15 protein-coding genes and 1 pseudogene are annotated in these 16,708 nt (G+C 75.2%); 11 read left to right on the top strand and 5 right to left on the bottom strand.

Annotated elements, in window-relative coordinates:
• Positions 1–207: 207 nt before the first annotated feature.
• On the bottom strand, positions 208–1,863 hold the full coding sequence (locus ABTZ17_RS24515) for an FAD-binding dehydrogenase (protein WP_352197846.1): 1,656 nt from the start codon (positions 1,861–1,863) through the stop codon (positions 208–210).
• 82 nt (positions 1,864–1,945) lie between these two features.
• On the opposite strand from ABTZ17_RS24515, the gene ABTZ17_RS24510 reads away from it, so the two are divergent.
• The 8 genes from ABTZ17_RS24510 (at position 1,946) to ABTZ17_RS24475 (ending at position 8,513) form a co-directional block, all read left to right on the top strand.
• Positions 1,946–2,548: an NUDIX hydrolase gene (locus ABTZ17_RS24510; protein WP_352197845.1), complete on the top strand. Its 603-nt coding sequence runs from the start codon at positions 1,946–1,948 to the stop codon at positions 2,546–2,548.
• 9 nt (positions 2,549–2,557) lie between these two features.
• Positions 2,558–2,950 carry a YidH family protein gene (locus ABTZ17_RS24505; RefSeq protein ID WP_352197844.1) on the top strand — a complete coding sequence of 131 codons (393 nt, stop codon included), beginning with the start codon at positions 2,558–2,560 and terminating at the stop codon, positions 2,948–2,950.
• Positions 2,951–3,033: 83 nt separating this feature from the next.
• Entirely contained in the window at positions 3,034–3,348 is a 315-nt protein-coding gene (locus ABTZ17_RS24500; RefSeq protein ID WP_352197843.1) for a DUF202 domain-containing protein, read from the top strand.
• A gap of 296 nt (positions 3,349–3,644) precedes the next feature.
• Positions 3,645–3,941: a hypothetical protein gene (locus ABTZ17_RS24495; protein ID WP_352197842.1), complete on the top strand. Its 297-nt coding sequence runs from the start codon at positions 3,645–3,647 to the stop codon at positions 3,939–3,941.
• 227 nt (positions 3,942–4,168) lie between these two features.
• On the top strand, positions 4,169–5,080 hold the full coding sequence (locus ABTZ17_RS24490) for an MBL fold metallo-hydrolase (RefSeq protein ID WP_352197841.1): 912 nt from the start codon (positions 4,169–4,171) through the stop codon (positions 5,078–5,080).
• 270 nt (positions 5,081–5,350) lie between these two features.
• Positions 5,351–6,394 (top strand): phosphotransferase family protein, encoded by a 1,044-nt coding sequence (locus ABTZ17_RS24485; RefSeq protein ID WP_352197840.1) that lies wholly within the window; start codon positions 5,351–5,353, stop codon positions 6,392–6,394.
• Positions 6,395–6,401: 7 nt separating this feature from the next.
• Positions 6,402–7,670, top strand: coding sequence for an acyl-CoA dehydrogenase family protein (locus ABTZ17_RS24480; protein WP_352197839.1), 1,269 nt, complete (start codon positions 6,402–6,404; stop codon positions 7,668–7,670).
• Between the two features lie 264 nt (positions 7,671–7,934).
• On the top strand, positions 7,935–8,513 hold the full coding sequence (locus ABTZ17_RS24475; protein ID WP_352197838.1) for an acetate uptake transporter: 579 nt from the start codon (positions 7,935–7,937) through the stop codon (positions 8,511–8,513).
• Between the two features lie 28 nt (positions 8,514–8,541).
• Here the strand turns inward: ABTZ17_RS24475 and ABTZ17_RS24470 are convergent, their stop codons facing one another.
• From ABTZ17_RS24470 to ABTZ17_RS24460, 3 genes and pseudogenes are all read right to left on the bottom strand, one after another.
• Complete coding sequence (locus ABTZ17_RS24470; protein ID WP_352197851.1) at positions 8,542–9,213, bottom strand: TetR/AcrR family transcriptional regulator; 672 nt, start codon at positions 9,211–9,213, stop codon at positions 8,542–8,544.
• 39 nt (positions 9,214–9,252) lie between these two features.
• Positions 9,253–10,983: pseudogene (locus tag ABTZ17_RS24465) on the bottom strand (class I adenylate-forming enzyme family protein); the annotation flags it as partial.
• 272 nt (positions 10,984–11,255) lie between these two features.
• Complete coding sequence (locus tag ABTZ17_RS24460) at positions 11,256–12,017, bottom strand: SDR family oxidoreductase (RefSeq protein WP_352197837.1); 762 nt, start codon at positions 12,015–12,017, stop codon at positions 11,256–11,258.
• Positions 12,018–12,355: 338 nt separating this feature from the next.
• Between ABTZ17_RS24460 and ABTZ17_RS24455 the strand changes: the two genes are divergently transcribed.
• The 3 genes from ABTZ17_RS24455 to ABTZ17_RS24445 all read left to right on the top strand — a co-directional run bounded on the left by ABTZ17_RS24455 (position 12,356) and on the right by ABTZ17_RS24445 (position 15,991).
• Complete coding sequence (locus ABTZ17_RS24455) at positions 12,356–13,666, top strand: exo-beta-N-acetylmuramidase NamZ family protein (RefSeq protein ID WP_352197850.1); 1,311 nt, start codon at positions 12,356–12,358, stop codon at positions 13,664–13,666.
• Positions 13,667–13,923: 257 nt separating this feature from the next.
• The gene (locus tag ABTZ17_RS24450) at positions 13,924–15,339 is read left to right on the top strand and encodes a serine-threonine protein kinase (RefSeq protein ID WP_352197836.1); all 1,416 of its coding nucleotides are present in this window, start codon (positions 13,924–13,926) and stop codon (positions 15,337–15,339) included.
• Between the two features lie 88 nt (positions 15,340–15,427).
• Positions 15,428–15,991, top strand: a complete 564-nt coding sequence (locus ABTZ17_RS24445; protein WP_352197835.1) for a hypothetical protein — start codon at positions 15,428–15,430, stop codon at positions 15,989–15,991.
• Between the two features lie 126 nt (positions 15,992–16,117).
• Here ABTZ17_RS24445 and soxR read toward each other — a convergent pair whose 3' ends face one another.
• Positions 16,118–16,561: a redox-sensitive transcriptional activator SoxR gene (gene soxR, locus ABTZ17_RS24440; RefSeq protein WP_352197834.1), complete on the bottom strand. Its 444-nt coding sequence runs from the start codon at positions 16,559–16,561 to the stop codon at positions 16,118–16,120.
• Positions 16,562–16,708 lie beyond the last annotated feature (147 nt).

Here is a 16,708-nt window from a genome sequence, read left to right as displayed (position 1 = left end):
GCCGTCCTTCGTCAGCACCGGCAGACCCGCGTTCGGCAGGCGGGGGCCGGCGAGGCGCCGGGCGGGTCCGGGACGGGTTCCGGATCGGGTCTCGGATCGGGTTCCGGATCGGGTCTCGGATCGGGTTTCGGGACCGGTTGCGGGACGGCTTCCGGGACCGGTTGCGGGACGGCTTCCGGGACGGGGACCCCGCGTACGGCGTGGGGTTCAGGCGGTGGCGCGGGCCGCGGCCCGACCGGCGGCGCGGCCGGAGAACAGGCAGCCGCCGAGGAAGGTGCCCTCCAGGGCGCGGTAGCCGTGCACGCCGCCGCCGCCGAACCCGGCGGCCTCCCCCGCCGCGTACACCCCGGGCAGCGGTTCCCCACCCTCGGTGAGGACCCGGGAGTCGAGGTCGGTCTCCAGGCCGCCCAGGGACTTGCGGGTGAGGATCGACAGCCGGACGGCGATCAGCGGACCGGCGTCCGGGTCCAGGATCCGGTGCGGGGCGGCCGTGCGGATCAGCCGGTCGCCGAGGTAGCGGCGGGCCCCGTGGATCGCGGTGACCTGGAGGTCCTTGGTGAAGGGGTTGGCGATCTCGCGGTCCCGCGCGGTGATCTCGCGGCGCACCGTCTCCTCGTCGAGGAGGTCCTCCTTGGTGACCGCGTTCATGCCGCGGACCAGGGCGGACAGCTCGCGTTCGACCACGAAGTCCGCGCCGTTGTCCATGAACGCCTTGACCGGTCCGGGGACGGCGGCCCGGGCCCGGTCGATGACCTGCCGGACGGAACGGCCGGTGAGGTCCGGGTTCTGCTCGGAGCCGGAGAGGCCGAACTCCTTGCCGATGATCCGCTGGTTGAGCACGAACCAGGTGTGGTCGTGACCGGTCTTCATGATGTGGTCGAGGGTGCCGAGGGTGTCGAAGCCGGGGAACAGCGGCACCGGCAGCCGCTTTCCGGTGGCGTCGAGCCACAGCGAGGAGGGGCCCGGGAGGATCCGGATGCCGTGCCGGGCCCAGATCGGGTCCCAGTTCGCGATGCCCTCCGTGTAGTGCCACATCCGGTCGCGGTTGACGTGCCGGGCCCCCGCCGCCTCCGCGATGCCGAGCATGAGCCCGTCCACGTGCGCGGGGACCCCGGAGAGCAGCCGGGCGGGCGGGGTGCCGAGCCGGGCCGGCCACTGGGCGCGGACCAGGTCGTGGTTGCCGCCGATGCCGCCCGAGGTGACGATCACGGCCTGGGCGCGGAGGGAGAACTCCCCGGCCGTCTCCCGGCTGCTGGCGGTGCCGCGGGGTGCCGCGGAGGGGACCAGCACCTCGCCGGTGACGGTGTCCACGGCCCCCGCGGTCCGGGACAGGCCGGTGACCCGGTGCCGGAAGCGCAGTTCGACCAGCCCGCGGGCCACGCCCTCGCGGACCCGCCGCTCGAAGGGCTCCACCAGGCCGGGGCCGGTGCCCCAGGTGATGTGGAAGCGGGGGACGGAGTTGCCGTGCCCGTTGGCGTCGTAGCCGCCGCGCTCCGCCCAGCCGACCACCGGGAAGAAGCGGACGCCCTGGGCGTGCAGCCAGGGCCGCTTCTCCCCCGCCGCGAAGTCCACGTACGCCTCCGCCCAGCGGCGCGGCCAGGCGTCCTCGGGGCGGTCGAAGCCGGCGGTGCCGTACCAGTCCTGGAGGGCCAGGGCGCGACTGTCGCGGATGCGCAGGCGGCGCTGCTCCGGCGAGTCCACGAAGAAGAGGCCCCCGAAGGACCAGTGGGCCTGGCCGCCGAGGCTCTGCTCGGGCTCCTGGTCGAGGAGGATCACCTTCCGACCCGCCTCGGCCAGCTCGGCGGTGGCGGCGAGCCCCGCCAGACCGGCACCGATGACAATCACATCCGCGTCGTACGCCATGCGCATCCGTCCTTCGTCCGTGGTGGGACAGATCCTTGCTACGCGGCGGTAACCAGTCAACACCGGAGGAAGGAAGAGCGGCATGGGCACGGAGGACGAGTTCATGGGGGCCGAGGACCGACTGTCGGGTCCCGAGGACCGACTGTCGGGTCCCGAGGGCGAGCTGTCGGGTCCCGAGGGCGAGCTGTTGGACGTGGTCGACCGTGAGGACCGGGTGACGGGGCGGGCCCGGCGCGGCGAGGTGTACGCCCGCGGGCTGATCCACCGCTGCGTGTTCGTGCTGGTCACGGACGGGGCCGGCCGGGTGTTCGTGCACCGGCGGACCGCCACCAAGCTGGTCTTCCCCTCCCGCTACGACCTGTTCGTGGGCGGCGTGGTGGGCGCCGGGGAGGAGTACGACACGGCCGCGCTGCGGGAGGCCGAGGAGGAGCTGGGCGTCAGCGGGCTGCCCGCGCCCGTGCCGCTCTTCCGCTTCCTGTACGAGGGTGAGGGCGGGTCCTGGTGGTCGGCGGTGTACGAGGTCCGCTGCGAGCTGCCGGTCTCCCCGCAGGAGTCCGAGGTCGCCTGGCACGCCCACCTGGACGGGGCGGAGCTCGCGGAGGCGCTGGAGCGGTGGGAGTGGGTCCCCGACGGCCTGGAGGCGTACCGGCGGCTGCTCGCGCACCGGCGGGAGAGCGGCTTGTAGATTGCCCGCATGATCGACTTCGCCCGTGACCTGCGCCTCTGGTTCGCCCCGCAGCGGCTGCGCGAGGAGGGTAGCCAGCCCGACTACCGCTTCAGCCTCGCCAACGAGCGGACCTTCCTGGCCTGGATCCGGACGGCGCTCGCCCTCGTCGGCGGCGGGTTCGCGGTGGACCAGTTCCTGCCGGACCTGCGGTGGGGGGTTCGGGTCGGGATGGCGCTGGCCCTGCTGGCGGTCGGGGCGATGTGCGCGCTGCGCGCCGTCAACCACTGGGTGCGGTGCGAGCGTGCCATGCGGCGCGGGGAGGACCTCCCGGTGTCCCGGTTCCCGGTGGCCCTGAGCCTGGGGGTGGGACTGGTCGCGGTGGCGATGGTGCTGGTCGTGCTCCTCGGCTGGGCGAAGTGACGGCGGGGGCGGGTTCCGGGACGGGTGCGGGTTCCGGGGCGGTGGGGGGCGGGGCGGGCGGCCGGGACGGTTGGGGCGGGGCCGTGCGGGACGGATCGGAGCGGGACCCCGGGCTGCAGCCGGAGCGGACCCGGCTGGCCTGGCGCCGGACCACGCTGACCGGCGCGGCGGTGGCCGTACTCGCCGTCAAGCAGGCCGCCCAGGGCGACGGCGACGCCTCCGACCTCACGGCCACGGCCCTGACCGTCCTGGTCTGGCTGCTCTTCCTCGGGGTGGCGCACCGCCGGATCCGGGGGCTGTCCGCCGCCCGGCCGAAGGTGCTGGATCCGCGGGCCGCCGCCGCCGTCACCCTCTGCGCGGTGGCCCTGGGGGGCCTGGCGATCGCCCTGATCCTCTGAGGGAACCGACGGCCCGGGGACCGAGGCGGGGGCAGGAAGGCGGGGGTAGGAAGGCGGGGGCGGTGGGCTCGATGGGGGGAGCCGGGGGTGTGCGTGGGGCGCGGGCCGTCGTCGTGGGGGGGGCGGGTCCCGCCCGGCGGGACCGGGACGCGGAGCACGAGCGGGGCCCCGCGCGCGGGGCGGATCCACGGGCTCGACCCTGGGGCGGGTCGTACCACCGGTGGGATCATCGTCCTTGATCGCGCCGAAAGGTGCACAACAGGCCATAACCGGTCAGTACGGACTAGCCTCGGGCCATGACCACCCTGCACCAGGAACACTCCACGCACCAGCACGCGCACGGGCCGGACTGCGGGCACACCGCCGTTCCGCACGGGGACCACACGGACTACGCGCACGACGGCCACCTGCACCGCGAACACTCCGGCCACTGGGACGAGTGCGAGCCCGCCGGGCACGCCCCGCACGACGCCCATGCCCACGCGCACGGCCCGGAGTGCGGGCACCCCGCCGTGAGCCACGGCGACCACCTCGACTACCTGCACGACGGTCACCGGCACGCTCAGCACGACGGCCACTGGGACGACCACTGACGGACCGGCTCCCCGCGCGGGGCGCGACACGTCGCCGCGCGGAGGGCTCGACTCAGGGCCCGGCTCAGGGCTCCGTTCAGGGCTCCGTTCAGGGCTCCGTGAAACCCCGAACCCGCCGAACGCGTGCGGTCGGTGGGGCGGGGAGAGGACGTCCGGGGGCGCTCTCCCCCGGGTCGCGGGCGGCCGGCAGGATGCACGGGCCAGCCACAGCGACCCGGGGAGAACGCATGGCAGCCGACGCGCCGTACATCGTCCAGCTCACGCCCGAAGTGCACGCCTACATACAGCCCGACGGAGGCTGGTGCCTGAACAACGCCGGTTTCGTCAGCGACGGCGGTCGGACCCTCCTGGTGGACACGGCGGCCACCGAACGTCGGGCCCGGATGCTGCGCGAGGCCGTCCTCGCCACCGGAGTGCCCCTGCCGTCCACCGTGGTGAACACCCACCACCACGGCGACCACACCTACGGCAACGGCGTGTTCACCCCCGAGGCCCTCGTGATCGGCCACGAGGACTGCCGCCGCGAACAGTTGGGGGCGGGCCACCAGCTCCACCTCATCTGGCCCCGGACCGAATTCGGCGAAGTTCCGGTCACCGCGCCGGTGTTGACGTACCGCGGCACCATGACGGCCCATCTGGGCGACACGGAGGTCCGGCTGCTGCACCCGGGGGTCGCCCACACCACCGGGGACACGGTGGTGTGGCTGCCCCGGCAGCGGATCGTGTTCACCGGGGACCTGGTCTTCGCCGGAGGCACCCCCTTCGTCCCGATGGGCTCGCTGGCCGGCTCGCTGCGCGCCCTGGACCTGCTGCGGGAGCTGGACGCGGAGACCGTGGTGCCGGGGCACGGGCCGCTCGCGGACCCGGGGGCGTACGACGCCACGGAACGCTACCTGCGCTTCGTCCTGGAGCTGGCGGAGACCGGCAGGGCGAAGGGGCAGACCCCTCTGGAGACGGCGCGGCAGACGGATCTGGGCGAGTTCGCGGAGTGGAGGGAGAGCGAGCGCCTGGTCGCCAACCTGCACCGGGCGCACGCCGAGCTCGACGGGCTCCCCGAGGGCTCCCCGCTGGATCCCGTGCGGGTGTTCTCCGACATGGCGGTGATGAACGGCGGCGAGCCGGTGGCCTGCCACGCCTAGGCCGTCCGGCGGGGCGCGGCGCGGCGCGGCGGGTGAAGGATGGCGGGCGCCGGCAGTGCATGAAGGGTGGCGGGTGACGCGTGACAGCACGGGGTGACGGGTGACATCGCAGCGTCACCTGTCACCCCGCGCTGTCACCTGTGATCCCCCGACGCGCGCACGGCCGGTTTCCGCCCCGCCCCCTGGACGGCATACCGACTGGTCGGCATGATGGCCGCGGTCCCGCCGGATCAGCGGACGCGGGCCCCGATCCGTACGGAGGTGCGCAGCATGTCCTCGGCCATCCCCGCCCCGCCCCGGGGCATCGACCCCGGTCGGCTCCGCGAGCGGCTGGAGCGGGAACGGGCCGGGCTCACCGCCGGACCGCTCACGGCCCGGCTGATCGAGGGCGGCCGCTCCAACCTGACGTACGAGGTCTCCGACGGGGTCTCCCGCTGGGTGGTGCGGCGCCCGCCGCTGGGGCACGTCCTCGCCACCGCGCACGACATGGGCCGGGAGTTCCGCGTGATCTCGGCGCTGCACGGCACGGCCGTACCGGTGCCCGCCCCGCTCCTGCTGTGCGGGGCCGGGGAGGACGGGGCGGCCGAGGGCGCCGCGTACTACGTGATGGAGTACGTGGACGGGGTCCCCTACCGGACCGCCGAGCAGTTGGCCCGACTCGGCCCGGAGCGGACCCGGCGGGCGGTGCTCGGTCTGGTGGACACCCTGGTGGACCTGCACTCCGTGGACCCCGCCGAGGTGGGCCTGGCGGACTTCGGGCGGCCCGAGGGCTTCCTGGAGCGGCAGTTGCGGCGCTGGGGCAAGCAGTTGGACGCCTCCCGGGGCCGGGAGCTGCCCGGCATCGACGTCCTGCACGCCGCCCTGGCGGACCGGCTGCCGCGCTCCCCGGCCCCGACCGTGGTGCACGGGGACTACCGGCTGGACAACGTGCTGCTCGGCGGGTCCGGCGAGGAGGTGCGGGCGGTGCTGGACTGGGAGATGTCCACCCTCGGCGACCCGCTGACGGACCTCGGCCTCCTCGTGATGTACAGCTCCGACCTGGGTCTGGAGGACTCCCCGGTGAGCACCGCGAGCGCGGCTCCCGGTCACCCCTCCCCCGCCGAGCTGGTGGAGCGGTACGCGGCGCGGTCCGGCCGGGACACCGGGGAGATCGGCTGGTACACCGCGTTCGCCTGGTTCAAGCTCGCGGTGATCCTGGAGGGGATCCACTACCGGTACGCGCTGGGACAGACCGTCGGGGCCGGGTTCGACCGGATCGGCGAGCTGGTCCCGGTCTTCATCGAGCACGGCCTGGACACCCTGCGGGAGGGCTGAGGACGCCATGGACTTCGGATACGACGCGCGCACCGCGGAGCTGCGGGAGCGGCTGCTGGCCTTCATGGACGAGCACGTGTACCCCGCCGAGGAGCGGGCCCGCGAGGAGCGGGAGGCCCTGGCCTCGCCCTGGGACACCCCGCCGGTGGTGGCCGAGTTGAAGGAACGGGCCCGTGCGGCGGGCCTGTGGAACCTCTTCCTCCCCGATCCGGAGCTGGGCGCCGGGCTGACCAACCTCCAGTACGCCCCGCTCGCCGAGATCACCGGGCGCAGCCCGCAGCTGGCCCCGACGGCCCTGAACTGCGCGGCGCCCGACACCGGGAACATGGAGCTGCTGGCGGAGTTCGGCGACGAGGAGCAGCGCAAGCAGTGGCTGGAGCCGCTGTTGGCCGGGGAGATCCGTTCGGCGTTCGCGATGACGGAGCCCGAGGTGGCCTCCTCCGACGCCTCGAACATCGAGACGCGGATCGAGCGGTACGGAGCCGACGCGGACGGCGACGGCGGCGGGGAGGGTGGGGACGGTGGCGGCTGGGTGGTCACCGGCCGCAAGTGGTACATCTCCGGGGCCATGAACCCGGACTGCCGGGTGTTCATCGTCATGGGCAAGACCGACCCGGAGGGGGCGGACCCGCGGCGGCGCCAGTCGATGGTGCTGGTGCCGCGCGACGCCCCCGGGGTGGAGGTGCGGCGGGCGATGCGGGTGTACGGGTACGAGGACCACTCCCACGGCGGCCACGCCGAGGTGGTCTTCGACCGGGTACGGGTGCCCGCGGGGAACCTGGTGGGCGGGGTGGGCGACGGTTTCGCGATCGCGCAGGCCCGGCTGGGGCCCGGCCGGATCCACCACTGCATGCGCCTGATCGGCATGGCGGAGCGGGCCCTGGAGCTGATGTGCCGGCGGGCGGTGGAGCGTACGGCCTTCGGGAAGCCGCTGGCCGCCCAGGGGGTGGTGCAGAACTGGATCGCGGACGCCCGGGTCACCGTGGAGCAGCTGAGGCTGTTGGTGCTGAAGACGGCCTGGTTGATGGACACGGTGGGCAACCGAGGGGCGCACACCGAGATCCAGGCCATCAAGATCGCGACTCCGCGGGCGGTGGTGGAGATCCTGGACCGGGCGGTGCAGCTGTACGGGGCGGCCGGGGTCAGCCAGGACCAGCCCTTGGCCGAGCTGTGGGCGGCGGCGCGCACGCTGCGGCTGGCGGACGGCCCGGACGAGGTGCACCAGCGTTCGCTGGCCCGGCGCGAACTGCGGCCGTACCTGCCGGAGCGCCCGTAGCGCGGCGGCACCCGCGTGGCGGCGCGGGCCGAGCGGGGACGCAGGGGGCCGGCCGGGACGGGCCGGTCGAGGGCAGGGCCGCGCGGGCCGGGGCCGAGGTCCCGGCGAGGGGTGTACGGAGGTCCGGGGCAGGGGTGGGGCGGAGGTCCCGGGCCGGGGGCGGGGCTCCGGGACCTCCGGCCCGCACCCTTGATCAACAGGTCTAGACCATCCGGAACGTCCGATATATTACGAGGTATCCCCCCACCGAAAGTGCATATCGTCATGTCCAGCACCACCCCGGCCGTGCGGCCCGCGAACCCCGGACCGCTCGGCCTCGCGGCGTTCGCGCTGACCACCTTCGTGCTCAGCCTGTTCAACTCCGGCCTGGTCGAGAACGCGGCCCTCAGCGCCGTCGTCCTCCCGCTGGCCCTGTTCTACGGTGGCCTCGCCCAGTTCGCCGCGGGCCTCATGGAGTTCCGCCGCGGCAACACCTTCGGCACCACGGCCTTCGTCTCGTACGGCGCCTTCTGGATGGCCTTCGCCGGCTACGTGAAGTTCGTCGTCCCCACGCTGCCCGCCGCCGACGTGCACCTGGCGAGCGGACTCTTCCTCCTCGCCTGGTTCGTGTTCACCCTGTACATGGCCGTGGTGGCGCTGCGCCTGGACCTCGCGCACCGGGCGCTGTTCTGCTCCCTGGCGCTGACCTTCCTCTTCCTGGCCCTGGGCGACCTCGCGCAGAACACCGCGCTGACCCACCTCGGCGGCTGGCTCGGCCTGCTGACCGCGGGCATCGCCTGGTACACCTCCTTCGCCGTGGTCGCGAACGAGACCTGGGGGCGCAAGGCGCTGCCGCTCGGCTGAACCGGTCGGGCGGCCCCGGGACTCCGCCTCAGGGCCGCAGGGCGCGCAGGAGCAGGTCGGCCAGGTGGTCGGCCACTTCCTGCGGGCCCAGCGGCCCGTCCGCGCGGTACCAGGAGGCCAGGTGGTGGACCGCGCCGAAGTGGTAGTCCACGACGAGGTCGGCGGGGGTCGCCGAGCCGAAGGTCCCGTCCCGCTGCCCGTCTTCCACCAGGGCGCGGAAGCGCTCGTGGTAGCGCCTGCGCTCGGCGCGGACCAGGAGGTTCTTGGCCGGGCTGAGCTGGTGCAGCGAACGGAAGAAGATCATCGCGTCGTCGAGGTTGTCGAGGGTGGTGACGACCACGTCCGCGGCGGCGGCCCGCAGCCGGTCCGCGACCGGGCCGCCCGAGTCTGCGATGGCGTCCAACCGCTCCTGCTGGAGCCGCAGCATGCGGGCGTACACCTCGTACAGCAGGTCGTCCTTCGAATCGAAGTAGTGGTACAGCGCCCCCTTGGTGACCCCGGCGGCGTCCACGATCTCCTGCACGGAGGTGCGGTCGTAGCCGCGCTCGGCGAAGAGCCGGGTGGCCGCGGCCAGCAACCGTCGCGGAACCGGTACCTCTCCGCTGCCGGCCGTACCCTCCGGGGCGGGCGCGGCTTCCTCCGCCGCCCGCACCGGCGCGGCCGTCTCCGTCCCCTCCGCCGGTGCGGCTTCCCGCGTCACCTCCGCCGGCGCGGGGCCGCCGGCCGCCGCTCCGCGTTCGCGCAGCTCACGACGGAGGATCTTGCCGCTGGTCGTCTTCGGGAGCACCGGCAGGACCTCCACCTCGCGCGGGTACTTGTACGCGGCCAACCGGTCCGCGCAGTAGGCGGACAGCTCCTCGGGGGCGACCGCGGCCCCCGGGCGCAGGCTCACGTACGCCTTGACGTTCTCCCCGCGGTAGGCGTCCGGGACGCCGACCACCGCCGCCTCACGGACCGCCGGGTGCGTGTACAGCACGTCCTCCACCTCGCGGGGCCACACCTTGAACCCGGAGGCCACGATCATGTCCTTCTTGCGGTCGACGACGTAGAGCCAGCCCTCCGGGTCCATGAACCCGATGTCCCCGGTGCGCAGTTCGCCGCCGGGCATCGCGGCGGCGGTGGCCCGCGGCTGCCGCCAGTAGCCCGTGAAGAGCTGTGGGCCGCGCACCACGATCTCCCCGGGTTCGCCCGGCGGGACCTCGACCCCGTGGTCGTCCACGATCCGCACCACGGTCTGCGGTCCGGGCACGCCGACGGACAGGGTCCCGGACACCGGGTCCACGGGGGCCTCGCGGTGCGGGGGGACGCTCGCGCAGGCGGCGGTGGTCTCGGTGAGTCCGTAGCCGTTGCGGAGGGCGATGCCGAAGCCGGTGCGCAGTTCCTCGACGAGCGCCGGCGGCAGCGGGGCGCCGCCGGAGGAAAGCACCCGGAAGGAGGCGAAGTGCTCGCGTCCGGCGTGCGGATGGGCGGTCAGGGCCATGAAGGCCGTGGCCGGGCCGATCGTGTAGGCCGGGCGGTGTTCGAGGAACGCGTCGAGGACGGTGGCGGGCTCGAAGCGGTGCGCGAGGGCGAGCGTGCCCGCGTTCAGGAAGCAGGCGGACAGTTCGCAGACCATGCCGGTGATGTGGAAGAGCGGCGCGAGCGCGAAGTAGCAGGAGCCCTCGGGGACGGGGTGCGCGGCGCGCTGCCGCTCGGCGTTGTAGGTGAGCGCGCCGTGCGGGTTGACGGCGCCCTTGGGAGTGCCGGAGGTCCCGGAGGTGTAGCTGATCAGCGCCGCGTCGTCGGCCGTGGGGGCGGGCACGGCGGGGGCCGCGAGGCCGCGGTGGGCCACGTCGAGGAGGTCCTCGGTGTCGGCGGGCACGGGGATGCGGGGGGCCGCGAGGACCCGCGGGTCGTCGCGGGTCTGGAGGTCGCGGGCGCTGCCGGTCAGCACGGTCCGGAGGCGGGGGCGGGGGCGGGGCTCAGGGTGGGGGTGAGCGGCGGGGGGCCCGGTGGGTTGTTCGGCTCCGGTGGGGGCTGCGGGTTCGGGTGCGGTGGGGGCTGCCGGTGCGGGTGCGGCTTCCGTGAGTGCCGCGCGGAGGCGGCGTTCCCAGGCGTGGTCCTCGCACACGAGGGCGGAGACCCCGGCGTCGGTGAGGACGTGGCGCAGCTCGGCCTCCTTGTACATCGGGTTCACCGGGACCAGTACGGCGCCCGCCTTCCAGGTGGCGAGGGCCGCGAGCACGAAGTGCGGGGTGTTCTGGAGCATCACCGCGACCCGGTCCCCCGGCCGGACCCCCTGGGCCGCCAGGTGCCCGGCGATGGAATCGGAGAGGGCGTCGGCGCGCCCGTAGTCCAGGCGCCCGTCGAAGTAGGCGAGGGCGGTGCGGCGCGGGAACCGGGCCGCGGCGGAGCGGAAGGCGTGCAGCACGCTCGGCGGCGGGGTCACCGGGGCCCGCTGGGCCTCGCTGAGCAGCGCGGTCCACGGCATGGCGGCGTACGGGGACCCGGGCGGCGGACCGGGCCGGACGGCGGGCGGTGCCGGCACGGGTTCGGATCCGGGCGGCGCCGGCTCGGGCCCGGACGGTGCCGGTGCGGGTCCGGGCGCCGGTGCGACGGGATCGACGTCCGGCCCGGGGCCCGGATCGGCGAGCGGCCCGGCGGCCTCGGGGGCGCGCGCGGGGGCTTCGGCGCTCGGCGCGAGAGCCTCGGCGCTCGGCGCAGGAGCCTCGGGGCCCGGCTCGGGGGCGTACTGGGGTGCCGTCATCCGTCCTCCCACTTCCGGTGCAGACGGTTCATACTGCCCAGCCACCGTTCGGGGTCCTGCGCCCGGGTGGCGTGGTACCCGGCGACCTCGGGGTGCGGCAGGATCAGGAAGCGGTCCTCGGCGATGCCGTCGAGCACGGCCGCCGCGACCTCCTCCGGGCTGATCGCCCCGGGTGCCAGGACCAGTTCCCCCGCGCTGCCGGCCGCGTCCAGCATGGCGGTGCGCACCCCCTGGGGGCAGACCGCGTGGACGGAGAGGCCCCGGTGCCGGTAGGTGAGGGAGAGCCACTCCGCGAAGGCGAGAGCTCCGTGCTTGGTGACGCTGTACGGGGCCGCGCCGATCATCGTGAGCAGTCCGGCCGCGGACACGGTGGACACGAACCGGCCGCGGCCCCGCTCCAGCCAGTGCGGCAGCAGCGTGCGGACGGCCCGGACGTGCGCCATCACGTTCACGTCCCAGGTCTCCGCCCAGACCTCCTCCGTCGCGAAGGCGTCCCCGGGACCGCCGAGCCCGGCGTTGGCGCAGTAGACGTCCACCGTGCCGCCGAGGAGGTCCCGGGCGGGTCCGGCGATCGCGGAGGCGTCCCCGGGCAGGGCCGTCGCGCCCTCGATCTCGGCGGCCACGGCGTGCGCCCGGTCCGCGTCCACGTCGTTGACGATCACGCGGGCGCCCTCGGCGGCGAACCGGCGGGCCAGCGCGGCCCCGATGCCGCCGCCCGCGCCCGTCACGACGATGCCCTGGCCCTCGTACCCGCCCACGGAGTCTCCTTCCGCCGGACGGCCCGGCGGCTGCCGGGCCGGTCGAAGGGGAGACTAACCGGTCGGTATGTGCGCCGGAAAGGGTGGAACCGGTCGCGGCGGAGCGGGTGCGGCGGGGATGTCCGGGCGCCGGCTCCTAGCGTGGGCCCATGAATCGGCTCATCGGACTGGTCGGACGATACGGGCGGCCCGGCGCCGGCGCGCGCCACGGCTCGGAGGCTCAGGGGCACGGGCCGGTGCAGGGGGAGGGCGCCGGCGAGGCTCGGGGGGCAGGCGAGGCTCCGGGGCCGGAGCGGAGCTGGGCGGACGCGGCGGGGCCACGGCCGTCCCGACGGGGGCTGCTGGCCGCCGCCGGGGCGGGCTCGCTCGCCGCCGCCGTGGGGGGCGCGGGGTCGGCCGGGGCCACCGTGGCGCGGGAGCGGGCCGGGGCGGGGGTGTCCGGGCCGGTGGTGCCTGGGGTGCCCGGTGGCCCGGGGGGTGGCGGCGGTGGGCGGTCCGCGCGGGTGCGGACCGGGTTCGAACGGCTGGCGGCGGGCGGATACGCGGAGCTGGCGGGGCAGCGGGTCGGCATCGTGACCAATCCGACGGGGATCACCGCCGACGGCCGGCACGTGGTGGACGTGATGCACGCGGACCCGCGGGTGGAGTTGGCGGCCGTGTTCGGGCCGGAACACGGCTTCCGGGGGACCGCGCAGGCCGGGGAGTCCGAGGGGGCGGCCCGCGACCCCGCCACCGGGCTGCCGGTGTACGACGTGTACGGGCGCAGCGGCCGGGCCCTCGCGGAGGTGTTCACGACCTCCGGCGTGGACACGGTGGTGTTCGACCTCCAGGACGTCGGCGCCCGCTTCTACACCTACGTCTGGACCCTGTACGACTGCATGGAGGCGGCGGCGCTGGCGGGCAAGGCCGTCCTGGTGCTGGACCGGCCCAACCCGCTGGGCGGACGGGAGGCTTCGGGGCCGGTGCTGGAGCCCGCGTACGCCTCGTTCGTGGGGCGGGTGCCGGTGGCGCAGTGCCACGGGATGACGGCGGGTGAGCTGGCCCTGCTGTTCCGGGGCGAGTTCCCGGCCGCGCGGCCGCCGCGGCTGGACGTGGTCCGGATGTCGGGCTGGCGGCGGGGTCTCTCCTTCGCGGACACCGGGCTGCCGTGGGTGCCGCCGAGCCCGAACATGCCCACCCCGGACACGGCGTTGGTCTACCCCGGGACCTGCCTGTTCGAGGGGACCAACCTGTCGGAGGGACGGGGTACCACCCGACCGTTCGAACTCCTGGGAGCGGAGGGCGTGGACCGCCGGTGGGCGGAGGCGGCGGACGCCCTGGGACTGCCGGGGGTGTGGGTGCGGGAGGCCCATTTCACCCCGGTCTTCTCCAAGTTCGCGGGCCGCACGGTGGGTGGAGTGCGGCTGATGGTGCACGATCGGGACGCCTTCGACCCGGTGCTGACGGGCATCGGGCTGCTGGTGACGGCCCGCCGGGTCTGGCCCGGGTTCGCCTGGCGGCCGGACCACTGGATCGACAAGCTGACCGGCTCGGACCGGGTGCGCGTGCTCATCGACCGCGGCGCCACGCACGAGGAGGTCGCGGCGGACTGGCGCCCGGCCCTCGACCGCTTCCGGGCGGTCCGTGCGCGGTACGTGCGGTACCCCTGAGGGGCGGGGGCAGGGGGCAGGGGGCAGGGCCAGGGGCAGGGGCAGGGGCAGGGGTCACATTGCACCGTCACATGTGACGGTGCTTTGTCACCCACCCCGCCTTCGTGGAACGCCCGGTAAGGGGCCGGTCCGCTCCGCCCCGGTTCGGGCGTGCCGAGACCCTGGCGGGACGGGGCGAGCGGCGGGATGCTGGGAACGCTGCCGGTCACGGCGGGCGTGGCGGTGGCGTGGCGGTCCTCGGCGCGGGGAGGAACATCATGTCGGGTGTGGGCGTACGGCCTTACGCGGAGCTGACCTTCGACGCCGACGCGGACGTGGACGTCCGACAACGGGACGTCCTGCTCCGGATGGAAGCGACCGACCTCCTGGTCTTCTCGCACGGCTGGAACAGCGACCGGTCCGTGGCCACCGGGCTCTACGACCGCTTCTTCGCCCCCTTCCCCCAACTGGCCGGGCCGGGGGTCCGCTTGGGATACGTGGGGGTGCTCTGGCCCTCGATGCGGTTCTCGGACGAGCCGATACCGGACTTCGGGGCACGCGGGCTGCTCCCGACGGGCGCCACCGGGCCGGGGCTCGACGCGGAGACCCGGGCGGCCCTCGGCAGGTTCTGGCCCGGGAGGGAAGCGGAGCTGAACCGGGTGACCGCGCTGCTCTCCGGTCCGGAGCCGGGCCCTGGCGCGTACGAGGAACTCGGCGCGCTCGTCCGCCTCCTGGCGGGAATCCCCGAACCGCGCCGAACCGGGGCCGGGGCCGGGGCCGGGTCGGACCCTGATCCCGACGACCCGGACGCCGGAGCCGTGGCCGTAGCCGGGGCGGTCGGTCAGGCGGGTGCGGCCGGGGCGGCGGGCGCGCCCGTACCGGCGCTCTTCGGCCCGGACACGGCAGCCGCCTGCGCGGACCTCGCCGACGCCCTCGCCGGTACGGCCGGCGACGGTACGGCACCGGCCTCGCCCCCGGCCGCCACGGCCGCCCTGCCCGCCGCGCCGCCCGGCTCCGCCGCGCCCGAACTCCTCGGCGGTCTCCGCAAGGGCGGCCGGGAGCTCCTCCGGCAGGCCACGTACTACACCATGAAGAAGCGGGCCGGCGTGATCGGCGAACAGGGCCTCGGGCCGCTGCTCGGACGGCTCGCCCGGGAACGTCCGCAGGTGCGCGTCCACCTCATCGGCCACAGCTTCGGGGCCCGCCTGGTCTCCTTCTCCTTGCGCGGCCTGCCCGCCGAGGCCCGCAACGTGGCCTCCCTCACCCTGCTGCAAGGGGCCTTCTCCCACTACGCCTTCGCCGAGTCCCTGCCCCACGACAAGGGCCGCGGAGGGGCGTTGGCCGGGCTCCAGCGCCGGGTGTCCGGACCTGTGGTCTGCTGCCACTCCCGCCACGACGCGGCCCTCGGCACCTTCTATCCGCTGGCCTCCCGGCTGGCCCGGGACTCGGCCTCCCTGCTGGGCTCCGATCCGCGCTGGGGCGCCATGGGGCACGGCGGGATCCAGGCCGTCCCCGGCACGGTCCGGCTCACTCTGGACGCGGCCCTGCGCGGGGGCCTTCCCGGGCGCGGCTGCGTGAGCGTGGACGCCGCCGGGGTGGTCCGCGACGGCGGGGCGCCCTCGGGGGCGCACAGCGACATCTGTCACCCCGAGCTCGCGCGGGTGGTGGCCGCGGCGGGGCGGATCGGCGGCTGAGAGCCGCACCGTGCCCCGAGGCGCCCCGTCTGCCCCGGCATGTCCGGGTGCCGCCGCGGGCAGGTACGGGCCCGGAGGTGAGCTCGCGATGGCAGGATTCCGGAGTCTGGCGGGCCAGGTCCGCGACGCGGGCAACGACCGCGCCCTGCGGCGCCATTCGCTGCGGCGCTGCCTGGAGCGCTTCGCCCCGTACGGGCACCGGGCGACGTGGTGGCACCTGTGCGACCGGCACGGCATCGGCCCCGAGGACCGGGCGGCCGATCCGCAGCGGCTGGTCGCCGCCCTGGAGGAGCTGGAGGAGGCCCGCGGGGTCTGGCTGGCCTACGAGCGGCAGTTCGCGGAGCGGCGCAGGCGGGAGAAGTACCACGGGCTGCGGCGGACGGACCGCGCCTGGAGCGCCGCGGTCGCCCCGGTGCCCTGCGCCGATCCGGGGGTGCGCCCGGAGGGCACCCTCGCCGAGGTGCTGCGCCGCCTGGTCAGCGCCCTCGAAGCGGAGGCCCCCGGAAGCGGCTGTCCGCTGTGCGGGGAGCAGGACCTGCGGTGGCCGACGCGTTCCGTCCCCGGTGCGCGACCGGGGCGGTGGGGTGAGGGGCCGGTCTGCGGGCACTGCGGGATCGTGGTGCCGCGCCCGGCCCTCGCGGAGTCCGCCTGAGACGTCGGACGGCATCGGAAGCCGGGCGGTCGGTGGCGGGCGGTCGGTGGTCGGTGGTCGGGGCGCGCGATCGGAGACGGGCGGTCGGAGGCAGGCGGCGGGACGCCGGCAGTCGGACGCCGACGGTCAGAGTCGGGAGCCGGTGCGGGTCTGCCCCAGGGTGTCGTCCGGGTTGGAGAGGACGCAGCTCGACAGGGAGAGGCAGCCGCAGCCGATGCAGTCGGTGAGGTGGTCGCGGAGCCTGCCGAGCTGCTGGATCCGGTGGTCCAACTCGGCGCGCCAGGTCTCGGACAGGAGCGCCCAGTCCTCGCGGGTGGGGGTGCGGCCCTCGGGGAGCTTCGCCAGCGCCTCCCCGATGGTGGAGAGCGGGATGCCCACCCGCTGCGCGGCCCGGATGAAGGCGACCCGACGCAGCGTGTCCCGTGTGAACCGGCGCTGGTTGCCGCTGGTGCGGCGGCTGCTGATCAGTCCCTTGGACTCGTAGAAGTGCAGCGCGGACACCGCGGCGCCGCTGCGCGCCGAGACCTGTCCGACGGTCAGTACGTGGATCTTCTCTGGGATCTGGGGCACCCGTCCGAGGGTAGTCCGGCCCGGGAGCGCCCCGTGCGGCCGGCCCTCGCGTCCGACGCGGCGGCCGGTCCATGCGGACGGTAACCCGTGCCCGGAAGTCCGGAGCGACCCTCGGCGAGCCGTCGGCCGCGTCCGTCGCCGCGGTGG

The organism is Streptomyces sp. NPDC097619 (genome assembly GCF_040302735.1).
Classification (GTDB): Bacteria; Actinomycetota; Actinomycetes; order Streptomycetales; family Streptomycetaceae; genus Streptomyces.
This window is presented reverse-complemented; position numbering and strand designations above follow the sequence as displayed.

What these genes read in the sequence shown, in the direction of transcription:
- ABTZ17_RS24515 (WP_352197846.1), bottom strand. Translation starts at nt 1,863, where the DNA reads ATGGCGTACGACGCGGATGTGATTGTCATCGGTGCCGGTCTGGCGGGG.
- ABTZ17_RS24510 (WP_352197845.1), top strand. Translation starts at nt 1,946, where the DNA reads ATGGGCACGGAGGACGAGTTCATGGGGGCCGAGGACCGACTGTCGGGT.
- ABTZ17_RS24505 (WP_352197844.1), top strand. Translation starts at nt 2,558, where the DNA reads ATGATCGACTTCGCCCGTGACCTGCGCCTCTGGTTCGCCCCGCAGCGG.
- ABTZ17_RS24495 (WP_352197842.1), top strand. Translation starts at nt 3,645, where the DNA reads ATGACCACCCTGCACCAGGAACACTCCACGCACCAGCACGCGCACGGG.
- ABTZ17_RS24490 (WP_352197841.1), top strand. Translation starts at nt 4,169, where the DNA reads ATGGCAGCCGACGCGCCGTACATCGTCCAGCTCACGCCCGAAGTGCAC.
- ABTZ17_RS24485 (WP_352197840.1), top strand. Translation starts at nt 5,351, where the DNA reads ATGTCCTCGGCCATCCCCGCCCCGCCCCGGGGCATCGACCCCGGTCGG.
- ABTZ17_RS24480 (WP_352197839.1), top strand. Translation starts at nt 6,402, where the DNA reads ATGGACTTCGGATACGACGCGCGCACCGCGGAGCTGCGGGAGCGGCTG.
- ABTZ17_RS24475 (WP_352197838.1), top strand. Translation starts at nt 7,935, where the DNA reads ATGTCCAGCACCACCCCGGCCGTGCGGCCCGCGAACCCCGGACCGCTC.
- ABTZ17_RS24450 (WP_352197836.1), top strand. Translation starts at nt 13,924, where the DNA reads ATGTCGGGTGTGGGCGTACGGCCTTACGCGGAGCTGACCTTCGACGCC.
- ABTZ17_RS24445 (WP_352197835.1), top strand. Translation starts at nt 15,428, where the DNA reads ATGGCAGGATTCCGGAGTCTGGCGGGCCAGGTCCGCGACGCGGGCAAC.